Below are 17,363 nucleotides of genomic sequence, written 5' to 3'. Positions count from 1 at the left end.
ACGGTGCGCATCGATGGGACTGCCGTCCGAGGTAAGCCTTTCAAAGTCAACGAGCAAGGACACCATTCCGGACCCGAGCTCCCAAACTTCGGTCTGGACGACTCTGGAGGAGCCATCCCATCCGGCTGCGCGGATGGCTTCCAGCGAATCGGTGAAGTACTTCCTGCTGTCGGCCTTCGTGGCGAACACGACCTGGGTCGGCGTGCCGTCGACCGATCTCAGATCAAAGTACGGAATAAGGAAGTTGGCAACGCATGCGTCTGCATCACCCGCGTTGAACGATGCGATGTAATCGTCGTAAACGCTCAAGACCTCGGCCTTCAGCGTTTCCTTGTTGGTGGAGACTTCTTCAATACTCATGATGTCCTCGTATTTCTGGTTGGTTCCTGCGGCGGTCGGCATCGTTCCTCAGACCGTGATCGGCGATAAATCCTCACACAACTGGACGAGATTTCCTTCCAGATCGAAGAACAGGAACGAACGGAGGACGCCCGGGAACTCCCAGACCTCGTCCGTCGTCGTGCGGTACCCCTGAGCCGTCGCTCGCGCGAACCAGTCGTCGATGCCGGTCACGGCGATCGCCATTTCGCGGATTCCGCTGCTGGCGTATGTCAGCTGCTCGGGCGGTGTCAGGCTCACGACCGGCATCGACGGTTGCTGAAGTTCCAGCAGCAGCCCCTCAGGGGAACCCAGCAGGACCAGCCGCGATGTGGCATCATCGGCACCGAACAATTTATCCATCAGTTCGCCGGAGACGATTTTCGCATCACCGGCAGACCGGGCATCCGGAACCGTCGAGTCAATCACCACCTGGAGCCCCAGGAAGTCTCGGTACACCTCCAGCGCCCGGTCCATTTCGCTGACGACAATGCACATATGGTGGTACTTCATTTACAACCTCGTTCGGGTAAGTTGGCCGGTGTGGCATGGATCGTTGCGGGGCAACCGTGTTCGGTCCTATCGGACGTAGGCGAGACCGCCGTTGACGCAGAAGATTCCTGAGGTCATGAACTTCGACGCGTCGGAGGCCAGGAACAGAAGAACCGGGGCGAGATCTTGGGTGACATCGCCGAATTCACCACCGAGGGGAATGCTTTCCTCGATTGCCTTGGCGTACTGGGCCTTTTCCTCCTCGCTCAGGACGGCACGGGCTTCATCGACAATCGGTGTCATCACGACCGGATTTACCGAATTCGAGCGAATACCGTACTTCGCCCACTCACGGCCGATCGTCCGGGTGTAGCTGATCACCGCACCCTTGGATGCCGAGTATGCGGCACTGTGCACTGGGACGTCCATCAGCGCGGCGTCCGAGGCAAAATTGACGATGGACCCGCCCCTATCCTTCAGGTGCGGGAAGACTGCCTCGCAGACGTAGGCGAGTCCCTTGACGTTCACGGCCAACGCCAGATCCCAGTCGGCTTCCGGGATTGCCTCCGCCGGAGCGTGCGGAGCGACGCCGGCGACGTTGAAAACGGCATCGAGCCCGCCCAGCTCCTGCACTGCGAACTCTACCCCGGCCCGGATTTCCGGGATGTTGGTGACATCGACATGACGGTATGTCACCGACCCCGGCCCCAACGCTGTTGCTTCCTTAGCTAACCGCTCGCCCAGGTCGTCCTTAACGTCGAAGGTCACCACCGACGCACCCTCAGCCGCAAAATAGCGCGCCGACTCGCCTCCGATCCCACGTGCCCCACCGGTAACCAAAATTTTCTTGCCCTCAATTGTGATCGGCATGCTCAATCTCCTATTCGTGTCAACTCGAATCCATCAAGGTGCGGCACCCGCACCGTCTTTCTCAGTTCTGCAGTCGAGCGGGTTCGATCTGGCCAAGCGCGATCCGGACCCCGGGACTCGGGGACTCGATGACGGCCTCGTCGATACGATCGAACCTCTCTTTCCAGCTCTCATCGATCGTCAGGCCGTCATACCTGAAGATCAAACCGAGGCCCTCGTCACCGGCGCGGCGAAGTGCCGAGTCCAGGTCGTCGACTCCGACAACGAGACGATAGAACCCTTCGCCGTGCTCGTCGAGGAAAGCGGCCTGCGCGGTGGCAATCAACGGGTCAGTGACCGTGATGAACTCGATGCCAGCATCCCAATCGATGACCACCCGGGTTCCGAGGTCGGTCAGTTCGTAGGGTCCCTCAAACTTCAGATCGAGCACCCGCGCCAGTTTGCTCGTCGCACTTTCGAAGTTCTCCTCGCGAACGAGGAAGGCAATATGATCGATCCGGCTTGACTTCCGTCCATGAGCACTCATTGCGAATATCCGTTCCTGTGTGTAGTTGGTTGAGACGCAGTTACTTGCAGGCGATGGGCTCGATCGGGGACCTGGTCCCGCCCGTGAACTTCAATGGAGGAGCGGAGAGGAAAAACTCATAGACGCCATCCTCCGCGCAGTCGGCTCCAAGCGCCTCAAGGTCCCAGATCTCGCCGAGCACCGTGCCCATGTCGCGCAGGGGCATCCAATGATTAGGAAATCTTCAGTCCCTCGAAACCCGCATCAGCGACCTGGTCACTCCGGTCGAAGAACGGTTTGTAGCCACCCAGGTAGATCACGATCGACTCGGCCTTGCCCTTCACATTGGCGCCGACAAACCAAGAGTTGACCTTCGATCCCTGGGGCACCAGCGTCATGTTCGCGACCTCGCTGACGTGTTGCGACCAATCGTCCTCGGCGCTCTCGAGGGCCTCGATCTCATTGGCACCGTTCGCCTCTGCCTCTGCGATGATCCGAGCAATCCAGTCACCCTGGCCCTCGGAGACACTGGGCATATTGCCGGTCGGTGCCTGAGGTCCGAGGATCATGAAGAAGTTCGGGAACCCACTCACCGTCATCCCAAGGTAGGTCCGGAGTCCCTCGGCCCACTTGTCGTCGAGGCGAACCCCGCCGCGTCCTGTGACGTTCATCCGTGTGACCGCGCCCCCGGCGGCGTCATAACCCACCGCGAAGATGATCACGTCGACGTCGTACTTCCCGCCGGTCGTCCGGATGCCGTCCGGTGTGATGTCGGTGATCGGCGCACTCTTGATGTCGACCAGATGCACGTTGTCCCGGTTGAATGCCTCGTAGAACTCAATACCCTGCGCCGGTCGCTTCACTCCGTAGGGATAGTCCGGGCACAACAGTTCCGCTGTCTTCGGGTCCTTAACGATTCCGCGGATCTTGTTTCGGATGAACTCCGCAGCAGCGTAGTTCGCATCCGGATTGACCCAGAGGTCGTCGAATGTCTCGACCAGGAACCGGAAGCCGCCGTTGGCCCATCCTTCCTCGAACACGGCCTCCCGCTCCTCATCCGAGACATCCATTGCCAGGCGGCCGGACGAGGTGTACGGCATACCCAGGGAGCTTTCCCGGATCCCGTGCCGAGTGCCGGCCAGTCCGTCGTGTCGCATCGTCTGGGCACCGCCGCCCAGTGCCTCGTTGGGCGACGGGAGAACGTAGTTCGGGGTTCGCTGGAAGACGACGACGCTTTCGGCCGATTCAGCGAGTGCCGGCACGAGTTGCACTCCGGTGGAGCCAGTTCCGACCACAGCGACACGCTTGCCGCGGCATTCGATCCCTCCCTCCGGCCACCGTGACGCGTGGATGGCTGTACCACGGAAGGAGTCGATCCCCGGATAGCCGGGATCGATGGGGGCCGAGAGAATTCCGGCAGCGCTGATGAAGTATTTCGCCTCCAGGCGCCCGCCGTCGTCCGTGCGGATCATCCAGCGCTTGTCGGACTCGCTGTAGTCGGCTGACACCACCGTCGTCGAGAACCGGTAATTACCGCGAAGATCGAACCTGTCGGCCACCCGTTTCAGGTAGCTCTCCACCTCGTGACCCGGCGGAAATTTCTCACTATAGTCCCAGTCATGCTGCGACATTTCTTCGTTGAGGGTATAGGCGTAGAAGCTCGCCTCTGAGTCGGTCCGGACACCGGGGTACTTGTTCCAGTGCCACGTACCGCCCACGTCCGAGCCCGCGTCGATACCGACAACAGTAAGTCCGTGGTGCTTGAGGCGATGCGTCATGTAGAGGCCGGAGAACCCCGCACCTACCACGACAGCGTCGACGGTGATCGTGGCGATATCGGTGGAGCCGCTCTGCTCGGAACTGAATGCCATCTCGTGCCTTTCTAAGAAGTTGCAAGGCTCACCCACGACTGCAACCACGAAGCGAGTGAGGGATCCGGTCCGGCACCTGGCTTCCGCACGCGGCAGGACCTAATCGATGTGACTTACGCCATGTGTAAAACCTAAAGGCGGCACGGGCGGTTGTCAACCAGTCGTTTGGTAGACCAAGCCGTCGGCGTCGGAATGGAAGAATCCGCGTCTTCGCGGCTGTACGAGCGGCTGAAGCTGGAGATCTTTGACTGCAAGCTATCCGAACAGAACTTCTTTTGCATGCTGCGTGTCAACGTACTCGCGTACCTCGCGAATACGTCCGCCCGCGACTTCGACGAACATTCCGTACGGACTGCGGTACTGCCGACCGGTAGCCGCGGCGATACCGGTGGCCACGAACTCGACCGCGACCGTCGAACCTTCGGCGAGACTCGTCACAAGACTTAGCTGGAGGGTGCCAGGGTTGTATAGCGCCCACCCCGGCTTGAGGAAATCATCGACGACGGCGTCGATTCCGCTGTAGATGCCGGAGAGCTCGATGGAACCCTGATGGTTCCATGTCACGTCCGAGGTGAACAGGCTCCGGAGGGTGTGCACGTCCTGCCGATTATATGCATTGATCCACGCGCGGATCATTTCCTTGTTCTGCTGGGCGTCTTCCGTCATTTCCCGTTCATCCTTTCGTCGGCTGGCAGGCCGGCAACTCCCGCTTCAAGCGAAATATATTCTCGGCCAAGGCCCCCAAGGAGCGACAGTTGCGCGCTCGGAGTGGGGTATCAGTTTCGAGCATAAATCCTTAAAAGCAAGACAAGCAACCAATTGTTTGGTTGACTATGATGGGATGTTTTCCGGTCCTCCACGATTCACCCTCATACCTAGGGAGAACTATGCCAGACCTTTTTGAACCGCTTGCCGTCGGAAGCATCACCCTTCCCAACCGGGTGTTGTTCGCACCGTGCACCAGGCATAGAGCGAACTTGGACGAGACCGCGACGCCTATCATGATCGAGTACTACGGCCAGCGCGCCTCCGCAGGGTTGATCATCAGCGAAGGCATCAATCCGTCGACACTGGGGCGTGGTTACTACCATGTACCGGCACTAAATAACTCTGAGCAAGAAGGCAGTTGGCGGCCGATTACCAGCGCGGTCAGTGCTCGGGGAGGGGCTATATTCGCTCAACTGATGCACGCTGGGCGCTTGTCTTTTCCCGAGTTGCTCGACGGCCGAGCCCCGATCGGCGCCTCGGGTGTGCGTCCGGACCCCGACTTCCGGGGGTACACCGTATCCTGCCCCCGCCCGAAGGAGCCGTATCCGACACCAAAAGCACTGGATGAGAAGGACGTACGCCTGGAGATCACCCGATTCGCGGACGCGGCTGCCCGCGCGGTGGCCGCAGGATTCGCCGGCGTTGAGATTCACGCTGGCAACGGCTATATGCCAATCCAGTTTCTCTCCTCGAACACCAACTGCCGGAGTGACCGCTACGGTGGTTCCATCGCTAAACGCTCGCGGTTCCTCCTAGAAATAATCGACGAGGTGGCCGAAAGAATCGGCCGCGACAAAGTCGGTGTCAAGCTGTCGCCCGGCTTCCAATTCAGTGATGTCAGGGACGATGACCCCGTTGGGCTCTACACATACGTCACGAAGTGCATCAACGACCGTCGGATCGCCTACCTGCATGTCTCCGACCTGCATCCCTATTACGGATACGACGTGCACGTCGAGTGGTATCCATTGTTGCGGAACATCTTCGAAGGTGTCTTCATCGTCAACGGGGGAATCGGCTTCGAACAGGCCCAGCAGATACTCTCCGATGGCGCCGCCGATGCAGTCGCCTTCGGGTCAGCTTTCATCGCCAATCCCGATCTTCCGGCCCGCTTCCGCGCAGGAGCTCCGCTCAATGTGCCCCGCCCCGAGTTGTTTTACACCCAAGAGGCCGAAGGCTACACGGACTACCCGAGGATGGATGAGCTGCCGTCATCGCACACGGCAGCGGACTACCGGGCGGACTTTGCCGACCTGCAACCGGGCACCTGACCCCCAAGGCATCTTCACCACCGTGCCCCGCGTGGGCCGAATATCGGTTACGACACCGAAAACCCATCACCTGAGACCCGCCGTCCCTTACCTGTCCTACCGATCCACAACACATCAAGGAGTTAATGAACATGCCCATCTCTATCGAAGGAAAACGAATTTTGGTGACCGGCGGCGCCCGCGGCATCGGCGGCGAGTCGTCACGCTACTTCGCCCGTGAGGGAGCTCATGTCGTGACGTTCGACGTCAAGGACGACGAGGGACAACAACTCGCCGATGAGGCCACCTCGGAGGGCCCGGGGACCGTCTCATACCGGCACGTAGATGTCTCGAATCTCAACGAAATCGCCACGGGTGTCGACTTCGCCATCGAACAGCTCGGCGGCCTCGACGCAGTGTTCAACGTTGCCGGGATAACCCGCTCCGCCCCTGCAGAAGCAACTCCCGTCGAGGACTGGAATGACCAATTCGCCATCAACGTAAGAGGTCTCGCATACGTCTGCGAGGCCACGTTTCCGCATCTGAAAGACAACGGGGGTTCGATCGTGAATTTTGCCTCCGACGCCGCACTCATGGATGTTCCAATTCATAGCTCATCATTCTCCGCGTCCAAGGGTGCCGTCATCAGCTACACCCGGACAATCGGACGCGAGTGGGCCCCTTACGCGATCCGCGCCAACGTCGTTAACCCGGTCGTCATGACCCCGATCGTCGAGGAAGTTCGATCTAAAATGGCGCCCGAGGAGCGAGAACGCTATGAACGCGAGATCGACGCGAGCGTCCCTCTCGGAGGCAGGCTCGGAGATATCACCTTGGATTTGGCGCCTGTCCTGATGTTCCTGGCCTCAGATGCGTCCAGATTCATTACATCTCAGATCCTCGGAGTCAACGGTGGGCTCGCATACTCCCGATGATCTACCTCCCCATGCCCCAGCACCACGCTCACCATTGAGTGTTGCATCTGGTGTTACAGAGCCGGTGCCCATCTTGGATGGGAGAATCTGCCACGCGGCGCACCAGTCGAGGAACAGCCAGTAGGCGGACCCTCGCGCCTACTGGACGGGTTACCGCCGCAGATTCGGCGAGTTAGTGTCAGTGCTCACCTCGGTCAAAGTCCGACCTCGGTGATGACGTTCTCGATTCAGGGGTGCATCCTCGGCGTAGATTTCGGGCCCTTTGCAGTTAAGCATGGTTGGTCTGTTGGCGGTAGGGGCGGACTGGCCGGCGATGTTGTTGAAACCAAGGACCGGGTCCCTCGGGGGCGTGGAAAACGTGGTCTTGGAGGCTGCCGCTCCCTATTTGGCTGCGTTGATCGGTTGGTGCCCCCGCGCGGGTAGATCCGCAGGTTGTCGGTGCCGCAGGCCCGTTCCGGTGGCGGACGGTGTGCCTGCGGCGCGGACGATCTGCGGCGTTCCAGAGTCCGGCCCCTTTTCCGCTTGAAGCCTCATTCCCTAACTCCTGCCGACGCCAGCCGGCCGCCTCGATCTAGGCTCATGCTGACCATGCCAGCGGGCTAGCGTTCCTCTCCCTTCCGCGTCAGGAGCATCCGGCGTGTCGACAGTACGGATCAGTAAGGACTAATTACCATGCACACAGCGAAGCGTCGTCTCGTCGTAGCCGTTCACACCCGAGGGGAACTGGATGCCGCCCTGGATGAAGCGGTGAATCGCCTTAAGCCGGGGGCGATGATTGAACAGGTTGGCATTTCGGTGACGCGGCTGGCCCCTGGCCGCTATGAAGCGCGTCTGAACAGCGACGTTCCCCCGGGCGTAACACTCGAAAAATGGGGGTGCGAGCTGGGATGAGTGCGCGTCCGGGAGGTGGCTCAGCGAACAGCCGGGCGGGCAGCAGGGCAGGCCATATTCAACAACCTTCTGGCCGGCGCGCCGGAGCCCGGGTGGGTGACATGGCTTTCCACAACACGGATTTGTGTGGTTACGACGGACGTCGTACACCTGTTGAGGAGGCTAATCACCTTGGCCTGAGTCCGTGTATGGCCTGGTAGAAGCTCAGGCTGCCTCCGGGGCTTTTGGGTCGGCTGCAAAGTGGACGGTCGTGACGAAGAGGTGGGCCGCGGTGACGGGGGTGGCGTGGTGATCCCACCCGGCCCAGACCGTGCGTGGCGCGAGGTAGTCGTGCTCGATCCGCCAGTGGATCTTCGCCAGCCTGGCGAGTTCGCTGAACGGTGTGATATCGGGCAGGGCCGCGAACCAGTAGTCCGCGGGTTCCCGTCGCGTCCTCCAGCCACCCGATGGGAAGGATGCGAGCGAACCAGTCCGCTGACTCTCCCCTGTAGCTCTACTCAGCCTTTCGGCACCGGCCCCGCACCGCGATCCGGGCCGACTATGTCCCGGAGGTGGGTTCCGACGGGGACGTTGGAAGGAACGACCAACAGGTTTCTCGCAGGCTCGGCACGCGGACGCCGCAACCGATCCATGAACTCCATGCCCTAGAATTAGTCTGGAGCATGAAGAGTCCCACTTCCTGCCGTGTCATGGGCCGACAGCAAGCGGCGACAGATGGTTACCGAGATCGCTGCTTACCGTGAAGAGCACGGCAACGCACTCGTTCCCGCGAAATATGGCACCGGCTACGGTGAACATGTAGGTCCGTCGCTCTATCGGACGATGACGAGGTGGCGGGCCGATGCCCTACCGGACGATGAGCTTGGTCCGCTCGTTGTTCTCGGGGTCTCGGCGAGGTCGCGGAAGAAGTCCGGTACCGCAAAAAGAAAGCTGCACCCATCCAGCCGTGTCGACGTCCTCGGGATCTGCCTCGCCGCTCGGAGAGGTGCTGGTGGAGGCACGGATTATGACCCGCTTCTTCCATGACGCGGCGACAACTTCAGTAATCCATTCCCGGCGGGGCTTCCAGGTCGGCCCAGAACAGCTTGTACAGCAGATAGCCCGAGCGCTGCAGCGGATGGAAGTCCACCCCATCTGGCGTTCTCATAGGTAATTGACGAGCACGTCCCGGACCGGCTGGCAATCCATTTCGTAGCGGTCGATCAGTTGCTCACAGATCGGTTGCCCGTTGCCGGAGAACAATGCTGCTCTAACAGCTCGTGCCTGTAGTGGAGCAAGAACTCGTAGCGGTAGTGCAGACCAACCCAGGGGGATGCAGAAAGCTCGTCAATATTGATGGTCGGTCGGGGTGCTGGTGCCTCCTCTGAGCAGGGCGACGCCCCATCATCAGGCACGCTCGAGGGCCATGCCTTCTGAACAGGGCCATAGCGAAGAAATTGACGTCTGGGCATCGAGCTCTCCTATCGTTTAGAACGCCCGGAGGATGTCTTCGACGCGTTGTTTGGCGTCGCCGAAGAGCATTTGGGAGTTGTCGCGGTAGAACAGGGGGTTTTGGACGCCGGCGTAGCCTGCGGCCATGGACCGTTTGAACACCACGACGTTGTCTGCTTCCCAGACTCGGAGGACGGGCATGCCGGCGATGGGGCTGCTGGGGTCTTCTGCAGCGGCGGGGTTGACCGTGTCGTTTGCGCCGATCACAAGGACCACAGAGGTGCCGTCCAGGTCATCGTTGATTTCGTCCATTTCCAAGACGATGTCATAGGGGACTTTGGCTTCGGCGAGGAGCACGTTCATGTGTCCGGGCAGGCGGCCGGCGACGGGGTGGATGCCGAATTTCACGTCCACGCCGCGTTCGCGCAGCTGGTGGGCGAGTTCGGCTACGGGGTACTGGGCCTGGGCCACTGCCATGCCGTAGCCGGGGGTAATGACGACGCTGGAGGCGTTGGTGAGCATTTCGGCTGTTTCTTGGGCCGTAATTTCGCGGTGTTCACCGTCGTCGGCATCCGCTTTGTTGAGTGCGGGGATGCCGAACCCGCCGGCGATCACGGAGATGAATGACCGGTTCATGGCCTTGCACATGATGTAGGAGAGGTACGCTCCCGAGGAGCCGACCAGGGCGCCGGTGATGATGAGCAGATCATTGTTGAGCAGGAATCCCGCCGCTGCCGCGGCCCAGCCGGAGTAGCTGTTGAGCATGGACACGACGACGGGCATGTCGCCGCCGCCGATGGAGGCCACCAGGTGCCAGCCCAGTCCCAGGGCGAGCAGTGTGACAACGACCAGAAGCCAGAACTGGGAGTCGTTGACGTACCAGACCGTCAGGGCGATGAAAGTGGCGAGGGCACCGAGGTTTATCGCGTTCTTGCCCGGCAGCATGAGCGGTGAGGATTTCATCCGCGCCGAGAGTTTCAGGAACGCGACGATAGAGCCGGAGAAGGTCACCGCCCCGATGAAGACGCCGATGAACACCTCGGCGTGATGGACGGCCATCAGGTCAGCTGATAGTTTCGGGGACTCCAGATGCCCGTTCCACCCGACCAGCACCGCAGCGAGGCCAACAAAGCTGTGCAGCAGAGCAATGAGCTCGGGCATCCCGGTCATTTCCACCACACGGGCCCGCCAGAGCCCGATGGCGCCGCCGACCAGGACCGCGGCCACCAGCAGCGTCAGTCCGGTCAGGCCATGGTCCGTTCCCCAAGCGCCTTGGAGGGTCAGCCAGACGGTGGCCGCCAAGGCGATCATCATCCCGGCGATGCCATAGATAACCCCTGCACGGGCTTTCTCGTGCTTGCTCAGCCCGGCGAGGCTGAGGATGAACAGCAGGGCAGCGACGATGTAGGCCGCCCCTGCGATGGATTCTGCGGCCAGCGGACCGGCGACGGTGTCAGACACGGTTAAGCTCCTCGTAATTGTTCCTGCTGCTTCAGTGACGGCGCTCATCCGCGTGCTCTATCTCCTCGGGAGAACATTGCAAGCATCCGCCGGGTGAGGGCGAAGCCGCCGAAGATGTTGATGCTGGCCAGCAGCACGGCAACGGCGGCGATAATCTGCATAATGGGGTTCCCGGAGGTGACCTGTAGCAGCGCACCGACCACGATGATCCCCGAGATCGCGTTGGTGACGGACATCAGTGGTGTGTGGAGGGCGTGGTGGACCTTCCCGATGACGTAGAAGCCGACCACGACCGAAAGCATCAGCACGGTGAAGTGCTGTGGCAGCGGTGCCGGGGCGACCGTGTTGATCCCGAACAGGACCCCGATGCCGGCGACAATGAGCCCGGCCTTACCGGTCGGGCTCAGCCCGGTCTTTTTCCCCGCCATACCGGCAGCGGAGTCCCCGGCGCCAGTGAGCTCAGCTTTCACCGCGGGTGCTGCGGAGACCTGGACCGGTGGCGGCGGCCAGGTCTTCTCCCCGTTCCGTACCACGGTCACTGAGCGCTGCACGATGTCATCGAAGTCGATCCTGAGGTGGCCGTCCTTGTCCTTGGTAAGGAGTTTGAGCAGGTTCAGCATGTTCGTCCCGTATAACTGGGACGCCTGGGCCGGCAGGCGGGCAGGGAGGTCCGTGTAGCCCAGGATCACAACGCCGTTATCTGTGATCACGCGTTCCCCGGCGACCGAGCCTTCCACGTTCCCGCCCTGGCCGGCAGCCATGTCCACGATCACGCTGCCCGGCTTCATGCCCGCCACATCCTCGGCCGTGAGCAGCTTCGGTGCGGGACGTCCCGGGATCAGGGCCGTGGTGATGATGATATCAACATCGCGGGCCTGTTCGGTGTAGATCTCCGCAGCGCGGGCGTTGTAGGCCTCGGACGTCGCCTTGGCGTACCCGTCCGTGGACTTCATCTCCTCCTCGACCTCGACCTTGAGGTAGGTCCCGCCGATGGACTTCACCTGGTCAGCCACCTCAGGCCGGGGGTCCGTCGCCCGCACGATCGCGCCCAGGCTGGACGCCGCGCCGATTGCCGCGAGGCCAGCGACGCCCGCGCCGGCGACCAGAACCTTCGCCGGCGGGACCTTGCCCGCCGCGGTGACCTGTCCAGTGAAGAATCGGCCGAACTCGTGGGCGGCCTCGATCACCGCCCGGTAGCCGGCAATGTTTGCCATTGAACTGAGCACATCCATCGACTGTGCCCGGGAGATCCGCGGTACCGCATCCAGCGCCAAGGCGGTGATCGGCCGCGCCGCCAAGGCCTCCACCAGCTCCGGGCGCAGGCCCGGGGCCAGCATCCCGATCAGCGTCGCCCCCTCGGCAAGCCGGCCGATCTCTTCCTCAGTGGGCGGATTGATCCGCAGCACCACCTCAGACCCCCACGCCTCATCGGCGCCCACGATCACGGCCCCCGCCCCGGCGTACGCGTCATCACGGAACGACGCGGACTCCCCCGCGCCCTTCTCGACCACAACCTCGTAGCCCAACTCCAACAGCTGTTTCACGGTGACGGGCGTCGCCGCCACTCTTGTCTCGGAGCCCAATTCGGCCACGATCCCGATACGTGTCACGTTTGCTCCTCATCCATTTAGTGTTCCCGGCGGTATTACCTAACCGGGTACAAGGGGTTTCTGATCATTTTCGTTAAGGGGTCAAGGCTTACCAGCACCCAAACATCCGACCCTTTGTGTCGTGCCGATGCGTCAGGTGGGGTGCAGCTCCTCGACCACCGAGGCGTTCAGAACGCCTCAGGCCGGTTGAGCTTTACGAGGCCCGCGCGGCCGCGGCGTTCGACCAGAACGTTCGCAGGCGTAGCCTCCAGTTGCCCAGAACCTGATCCACAGGTACAGCAGAGTGAAGCCACCCTCCAAGCCGCTTCGAACTGGAATCAAGTGCTCTGGGGGCCGGAAGTGGTTGGGACGTTGTCGGCATATTTGAAGAATCCTTGCCCTGATTTCCTGCCGGTCTGCCCGGCTTCGACGAGACGTCGGAGGTTGTTCGGGACGATGCATGCATGGTCTTTTGTCTCTGCGTAGATCGAGCCAGCCACAGCGGCTACAACGTCCAGGCCAATAAAGTCCGACAACTCCAGCGGTCCCATGGGATGCCCGCAGCCTAGTTTCATGGCGTTGTCGATATCATCGGCGCTGGCATAACTCAGGTCGAGCATCCGGGCTGCGGAGAGCAGGTAGGGAATGAGCAGTGCGTTTACCGCGAATCCCGGCCGGTCGGCCACGGTCAACGGCGTCTTCTCCAATTGCTCGCGGACGAAATATTCCACAGCTGCGGTGACAGTACTGTCGGTCAGAACGGTCGGGATGACTTCGGCCAGGTTCATCCGCGGTACAGGATTGAAGAAATGAAGACCCAAAAAGCGGGAAGGATCCATCAGCGAACTGCTCAGCTTGGTAACGGGTATTGATGACGTGTTTGTCGCGATGATGGTGACGTCGCGGACATTTTTTTCGATCCGCTTCAGCACCTCAAGCTTGAGGTCCGGAATTTCCGGTACAGCTTCAATAACGAGGTCGCAGGACATGAATGCTGCGACATCTTCGGACACCTCAAGCTGTGACAGCCAAGCCTCAATGTTCTTCGCTTCGACGATGCCCTTGTCCACTGAGTGTTGCAGGGAGCGTTCGATCTGTTTCCTGGCTGCCCGCAGAGCGGCGGCGGAGGTGTCCTGCAGCAGAACGGAGGCCCCTGCGCGGAGGCAGCTTTCCGCAATTCCGCGGCCCATGGCTCCGGACCCGGCCACTCCTATCTTTCCGATGCGACGTATCGAATTACTCATGAGTCGTACCTCCTTATGAGAGCCGCCAAAGCCTGGCCACCGCCAATGCACATCGTGACAACGGCGTACTCAAGATCCCGCCGTACCAAATCTTTGGCGGCTCGCAAGGCCAGGATCGCCCCTGTGGCACCCACCGGATGACCCAGAGCGATGGCCCCACCGTAGGGGTTGGTTCTTTCCGGATCCAGCTTCGCGTCGCGGATGACTGCTATTGCCTGGGCGGCAAATGCTTCATTCAGCTCAATGGTGCCAATGTCGGCTGGAGAAAGCCCGGTCTCGTCAAAGAGTTTGTGTAGCGCCAGCGTTGGCGCATAGCCCATGAGGCCTGGTTCCAGAGCAGCCGTCGCCACGTACTCCAAGGAGGCTAGCGCATGAATACCACGCTCGCGGACGGTGCTTTCCCCCATCATGACTACGGCGGCCGCACCGTCGTTAATTCCCGAGGAATTGCCCGCGGTGACAGAGCCATCCTTCTGAAAAGCCGGACGCAGCGCCTGCAAAGTTTCCATTGTCGTTTCTGGCCGGGGATGTTCATCCACTGCGACCGTGACCGGTTTCCTGCCAGGAACAATTACCGCAGTAATCTCCTCGGCGAAAGCTGCTCGTGCCGCCGCAGTCCCGGCGCGGCGCTGGCTTTCCAGCGAAAATTCATCCTGCTCCTGCCGGGAGACACCATATCGGGCAGCCACGTTCTCGGCCGTCATACCCATGTGCTTGTCGCTGAAAGGATCTGTCAACATAGCCAATGTTCCGTCGATCAGAGTCCTGTTTCCCAGGCGTGCGTTGTCCCGGGCATCGAAATCCAGGAACGGCATCCGTGACATGGACTCGTTGCCGCCCGCCAGAATGACGTCTGCACCGCCCCAACGCAGCTGCTGCGCCGCGGACCATATGGCCTGAAGGCCGCTTCCGCAGAGCCTGTTGACAGTGAAAGCCGGGGTACTCTCGGCCAACCCGGCGGCAAGGGCGACCCGGCGGGCATTATATGCATCCGGTCCCACCTGTCCGATGCAGCCCATAATGACCTCGTCAACATCGCTATGCGCAACGCCGCTGCGATCGAGCGCGGCCAATGCGGCGGCGCTGCCCAGTTCATGCGCCCCCATATCCTTCAGGCTGCCCCGGTACTTACCGACCGGAGTTCTGGCACCATTGACCAGCAGAATCTTCTCTTTGGACACAGATCCTCTATTCAAGGAGTTGGAGGGTTGCTATCTCGATCGGGAGTGTTCCTCATCGGTTCTGTACTAAGCGCCTGGACGTTGCCATCAGCCGTCCAGGGGCGCGGCGACGCCGGCGAAGCGCCGGGCACCTTCCAATAAGTCAGGGACTCCAGTTTTAAGCGAAGGCCCGAACTGGGTGTCGTGGGGCCTTTCGCCTTTGAGCCACCGGGTGTAGATGGCTTCGCAGAAAATCGCTGCCTTCCACAGGGCAAGGGTCTGGTACCAAGGCAGGGCTTCCAAGTCCAGGTTCGTCCGCTCCCGGTACCGTGCAACCAGCTGGGAGCGGTCTAAATATCCAGGGTTACGGGTGACCGGGGTCAGCTCCAACGGTGTGGAAAAACTGCCGGGTTCGGCGTAGGTCGCTGTGAGGTAGCCCAAGTCGGCCAGGGGGTCGCCTATTGCTGCCATTTCCCAGTCGAGCACCGCAGTGACGTTTGTCGGAGCGCTGCGGGCAAACATAAGGTTGCCGATGCGGTAATCCCCGTGGATTACGGCCGCCGCCTGGCCTTCCGGGAGGTTACGTGCCAGCCATTGGCCGATCCTTTCGACCTCCGGCAGGTTGCGCGTGGTGTTGACGTCCCATAAGCCGGAGAACCGTTGGACCTGACGCTCCAGATAGCCGTCGGGCCGGCCGAAGGCGGCGAGCTCGCCGGAGCTGACGTCTATTTGGTGGAGTGTGGCCAATGCGTCCACGACAACTTCGCTGGTCGCCTGGCGCTGTTCAAGGGTATTCATGTGGCCAGGGATGCTGTCGGTAATGATCGTCCCGTCAAGGAACGACATGATGTAAAACGGTACTCCGAGAACCGAGGGGTCCTCACAGAGTGCAAGAATTTCCGGCACGGGCATCCCTGCGGCCCTGACCAGTTGTTGTACCCGGGCCTCGCGGATCATGTCATGCGTGGATTTAGGCAGCGGGGGCCTCGGCCCGCGCCGGAGCACAAATACATCGCTGCCGCGTTGGATGCGGTAAGTGATATTGGACTGCCCGTCTCCGATCCGGGACCAGGACAGCGGTCCGCTGCCCAAATTCCCGGAATCCATGAACTCGGTAATTGAGTCCAGGACCAACAGCGGGGGAAGCAGGAGCCTGCCCGCATCCTCCTGTGTTCTGACCACTTCTTGTCCATCGGGAACCGTGTGCATAAATGAAGCCGGAGTCATGACTGTAATACCCCTGCTTTCTCGTTGCCGCCGTTCGTTGCCCCGTGGACTGCCAGCGGACTCCCCTTGTGCGGAAATTCGTCGACATCAGCCAGATAGGGTTCGCCCGCCGCGATGGCCCTGCGGCGGTGGGAGGACGCCCTCCGGGCGATCGCCCATTTGTGGGTTTCGTTGGCGCCGTCGTAGATGCGGAAGGGCCGTACCTCATTAAGGTAGGACGCGAGCGGGAGGCCGTCGGAGACGCCGTCACCGCCACAGATCTGGATGGCGCGGTCAACGACCCGGAAGATGGCTTCGGAGCAATGGACCTTGGCCACGGAGGACAGGGCCGAACCCGCCCTGGGATCGGTTTCAAGCAGCAGGCCGGTCTTGGTAATAATTGCATCTGAAGTTTCAATGTCCATCACGGACTGGGCGATCATCTCCTGCGCAATTCCCAGATCCTTTAGGGCGGAACCGAAGAGATCCCTCCGCTCGGCACGGTCCAGCGCAATGTCCAGGGCGCGCCGGGCCAATCCCAGCCACCGCATGCAGTGAGTGAGCCGGGCCGGTCCCAGACGGACCTGGGCGTATTTGAATCCCAGGCCCGGCTCTCCCAGGACGGCTTCGTCGGGAACGAGGCAATTGTCGAAGAAAACGTGCGGATGGCCGCCTTCGATGGCGCGGTCCACGGTGTGGATGTGGTTGCCCAGCCGGATTCCCGGGTTGTCCATGTCCACCAGAAGCATAGTGGATTCAGCCGCTGAACTGTCCCCGCTGGTTGCCATCACAATGCAGAACGCGGCACCGTCAGCTCCGCTGATAAAGCGCTTGTGGCCGTTAATGGACCACCCGCCCTCAACCTTGGTCGCCCGGGTCAGAAGGGCCTTCGGGTCCGAGCCGGCGCCGGGGTGCGGCTCCGTCATGGCGAAACAAGACCGGATAGTGCCGGCTGCCAGCGGTCTGAGATAGCGGTTTTTCTGGTTTTCTGTCCCGATGAGGTTCAGCATGTGCATATTGCCTTCATCCGGTGCCATGCAATTCAGGACGGCCGGGCCGATGGGTGAATATCCGGCTTCCTGGAAAATCGGGGACCAATACTCAATGGGCAGTCCCTGCCCCCCGAGCTCAAGTGGCACATGCGGAGCAAAGACCCCGGCTCTCTTGGCAGCCTCCTGCAGCCGTTCGCGCGTTGCCCTGTCCAGGGTTTCGCCGGGCTGCGGCTCGGCCGGCATCACTACGGTCCGGATGAAATCGCGGGTGCGCAGTCGCAGCTGCTCGATCTCGGCCGGCAGGTTCGGGAATGTCATGT

16 protein-coding genes are annotated in these 17,363 nt (G+C 61.3%); 3 read left to right on the top strand and 13 right to left on the bottom strand.

From position 1 onward, the window contains the following. From J7E80_RS20885 to J7E80_RS20855, 7 genes are all read right to left on the bottom strand, one after another. The coding region (locus tag J7E80_RS20885) for a hypothetical protein (protein ID WP_215054130.1) at positions 1-402 on the bottom strand (402 nt) is incomplete at its 3' end. 6 nt (positions 403-408) lie between these two features. Continuing rightward, positions 409-891: a VOC family protein gene (locus J7E80_RS20880; protein ID WP_215054129.1), complete on the bottom strand. Its 483-nt coding sequence runs from the start codon at positions 889-891 to the stop codon at positions 409-411. Positions 892-957: 66 nt separating this feature from the next. Beyond that, positions 958-1,740 carry an SDR family NAD(P)-dependent oxidoreductase gene (locus tag J7E80_RS20875; RefSeq protein ID WP_215054128.1) on the bottom strand — a complete coding sequence of 261 codons (783 nt, stop codon included), beginning with the start codon at positions 1,738-1,740 and terminating at the stop codon, positions 958-960. 61 nt (positions 1,741-1,801) lie between these two features. Continuing rightward, positions 1,802-2,266: a VOC family protein gene (locus J7E80_RS20870; RefSeq protein ID WP_215054127.1), complete on the bottom strand. Its 465-nt coding sequence runs from the start codon at positions 2,264-2,266 to the stop codon at positions 1,802-1,804. A gap of 40 nt (positions 2,267-2,306) precedes the next feature. Continuing rightward, positions 2,307-2,471: a hypothetical protein gene (locus tag J7E80_RS20865; RefSeq protein ID WP_215054126.1), complete on the bottom strand. Its 165-nt coding sequence runs from the start codon at positions 2,469-2,471 to the stop codon at positions 2,307-2,309. A gap of 7 nt (positions 2,472-2,478) precedes the next feature. After that, a complete protein-coding gene (locus J7E80_RS20860; RefSeq protein ID WP_215054125.1) occupies positions 2,479-4,116 on the bottom strand; it encodes an NAD(P)/FAD-dependent oxidoreductase in 1,638 nt (545 codons plus the stop codon). 255 nt (positions 4,117-4,371) lie between these two features. Then, positions 4,372-4,782 (bottom strand): nuclear transport factor 2 family protein, encoded by a 411-nt coding sequence (locus tag J7E80_RS20855; protein WP_215054124.1) that lies wholly within the window; start codon positions 4,780-4,782, stop codon positions 4,372-4,374. Between the two features lie 167 nt (positions 4,783-4,949). On the opposite strand from J7E80_RS20855, the gene J7E80_RS20850 reads away from it, so the two are divergent. From J7E80_RS20850 to J7E80_RS20840, 3 genes are all read left to right on the top strand, one after another. Next, positions 4,950-6,155 carry an alkene reductase gene (locus J7E80_RS20850; protein ID WP_311380903.1) on the top strand — a complete coding sequence of 402 codons (1,206 nt, stop codon included), beginning with the start codon at positions 4,950-4,952 and terminating at the stop codon, positions 6,153-6,155. Positions 6,156-6,286: 131 nt separating this feature from the next. Further along, a complete protein-coding gene (locus J7E80_RS20845; protein ID WP_215054122.1) occupies positions 6,287-7,069 on the top strand; it encodes an SDR family NAD(P)-dependent oxidoreductase in 783 nt (260 codons plus the stop codon). A 672-nt stretch (positions 7,070-7,741) separates the two neighbouring features. After that, a complete protein-coding gene (locus J7E80_RS20840; RefSeq protein WP_215054121.1) occupies positions 7,742-7,960 on the top strand; it encodes a hypothetical protein in 219 nt (72 codons plus the stop codon). A gap of 1,467 nt (positions 7,961-9,427) precedes the next feature. On the opposite strand, the gene pntB is transcribed toward J7E80_RS20840, so the two are convergent. The 6 genes from pntB to J7E80_RS20810 form a co-directional block, all read right to left on the bottom strand. Beyond that, positions 9,428-10,900, bottom strand: a complete 1,473-nt coding sequence (gene pntB / locus J7E80_RS20835) for a Re/Si-specific NAD(P)(+) transhydrogenase subunit beta (protein WP_251037172.1) — start codon at positions 10,898-10,900, stop codon at positions 9,428-9,430. Further along, entirely contained in the window at positions 10,897-12,462 is a 1,566-nt protein-coding gene (locus tag J7E80_RS20830; protein WP_215054119.1) for a Re/Si-specific NAD(P)(+) transhydrogenase subunit alpha, read from the bottom strand. The genes pntB and J7E80_RS20830 overlap by 4 nt, the downstream gene beginning before the upstream one ends. Positions 12,463-12,779: 317 nt before the next feature. Continuing rightward, positions 12,780-13,685 carry a 3-hydroxyacyl-CoA dehydrogenase family protein gene (locus J7E80_RS20825; protein WP_215054118.1) on the bottom strand — a complete coding sequence of 302 codons (906 nt, stop codon included), beginning with the start codon at positions 13,683-13,685 and terminating at the stop codon, positions 12,780-12,782. Continuing rightward, entirely contained in the window at positions 13,682-14,866 is a 1,185-nt protein-coding gene (locus tag J7E80_RS20820) for a thiolase family protein (protein ID WP_215054117.1), read from the bottom strand. Before J7E80_RS20820 ends, J7E80_RS20825 begins: the two co-directional genes overlap by 4 nt. Positions 14,867-14,953: 87 nt before the next feature. Then, on the bottom strand, positions 14,954-16,027 hold the full coding sequence (locus J7E80_RS20815) for a phosphotransferase family protein (protein ID WP_311380902.1): 1,074 nt from the start codon (positions 16,025-16,027) through the stop codon (positions 14,954-14,956). A gap of 41 nt (positions 16,028-16,068) precedes the next feature. Beyond that, entirely contained in the window at positions 16,069-17,361 is a 1,293-nt protein-coding gene (locus J7E80_RS20810) for an acyl-CoA dehydrogenase family protein (RefSeq protein ID WP_215054116.1), read from the bottom strand. Between the last annotated feature and the right edge of the window lie 2 nt (positions 17,362-17,363).

It is taken from the genome of Arthrobacter sp. ISL-28 (assembly GCF_018613875.1).
Taxonomy (GTDB): domain Bacteria; phylum Actinomycetota; class Actinomycetes; order Actinomycetales; family Micrococcaceae; genus Arthrobacter.
This window is presented reverse-complemented; position numbering and strand designations above follow the sequence as displayed.

Coding starts and splice junctions, on each gene's coding strand:
- J7E80_RS20880 (WP_215054129.1), bottom strand. CDS start 891: ATGAAGTACCACCATATGTGCATTGTCGTCAGCGAAATGGACCGGGCG.
- J7E80_RS20875 (WP_215054128.1), bottom strand. CDS start 1,740: ATGCCGATCACAATTGAGGGCAAGAAAATTTTGGTTACCGGTGGGGCA.
- J7E80_RS20870 (WP_215054127.1), bottom strand. CDS start 2,266: ATGAGTGCTCATGGACGGAAGTCAAGCCGGATCGATCATATTGCCTTC.
- J7E80_RS20865 (WP_215054126.1), bottom strand. CDS start 2,471: ATGCCCCTGCGCGACATGGGCACGGTGCTCGGCGAGATCTGGGACCTT.
- J7E80_RS20860 (WP_215054125.1), bottom strand. CDS start 4,116: ATGGCATTCAGTTCCGAGCAGAGCGGCTCCACCGATATCGCCACGATC.
- J7E80_RS20855 (WP_215054124.1), bottom strand. CDS start 4,782: ATGACGGAAGACGCCCAGCAGAACAAGGAAATGATCCGCGCGTGGATC.
- J7E80_RS20850 (WP_311380903.1), top strand. CDS start 4,950: ATGATGGGATGTTTTCCGGTCCTCCACGATTCACCCTCATACCTAGGG.
- J7E80_RS20845 (WP_215054122.1), top strand. CDS start 6,287: ATGCCCATCTCTATCGAAGGAAAACGAATTTTGGTGACCGGCGGCGCC.
- J7E80_RS20840 (WP_215054121.1), top strand. CDS start 7,742: ATGCACACAGCGAAGCGTCGTCTCGTCGTAGCCGTTCACACCCGAGGG.
- pntB (WP_251037172.1), bottom strand. CDS start 10,900: ATGAGCGCCGTCACTGAAGCAGCAGGAACAATTACGAGGAGCTTAACC.
- J7E80_RS20825 (WP_215054118.1), bottom strand. CDS start 13,685: ATGAGTAATTCGATACGTCGCATCGGAAAGATAGGAGTGGCCGGGTCC.
- J7E80_RS20810 (WP_215054116.1), bottom strand. CDS start 17,361: ATGACATTCCCGAACCTGCCGGCCGAGATCGAGCAGCTGCGACTGCGC.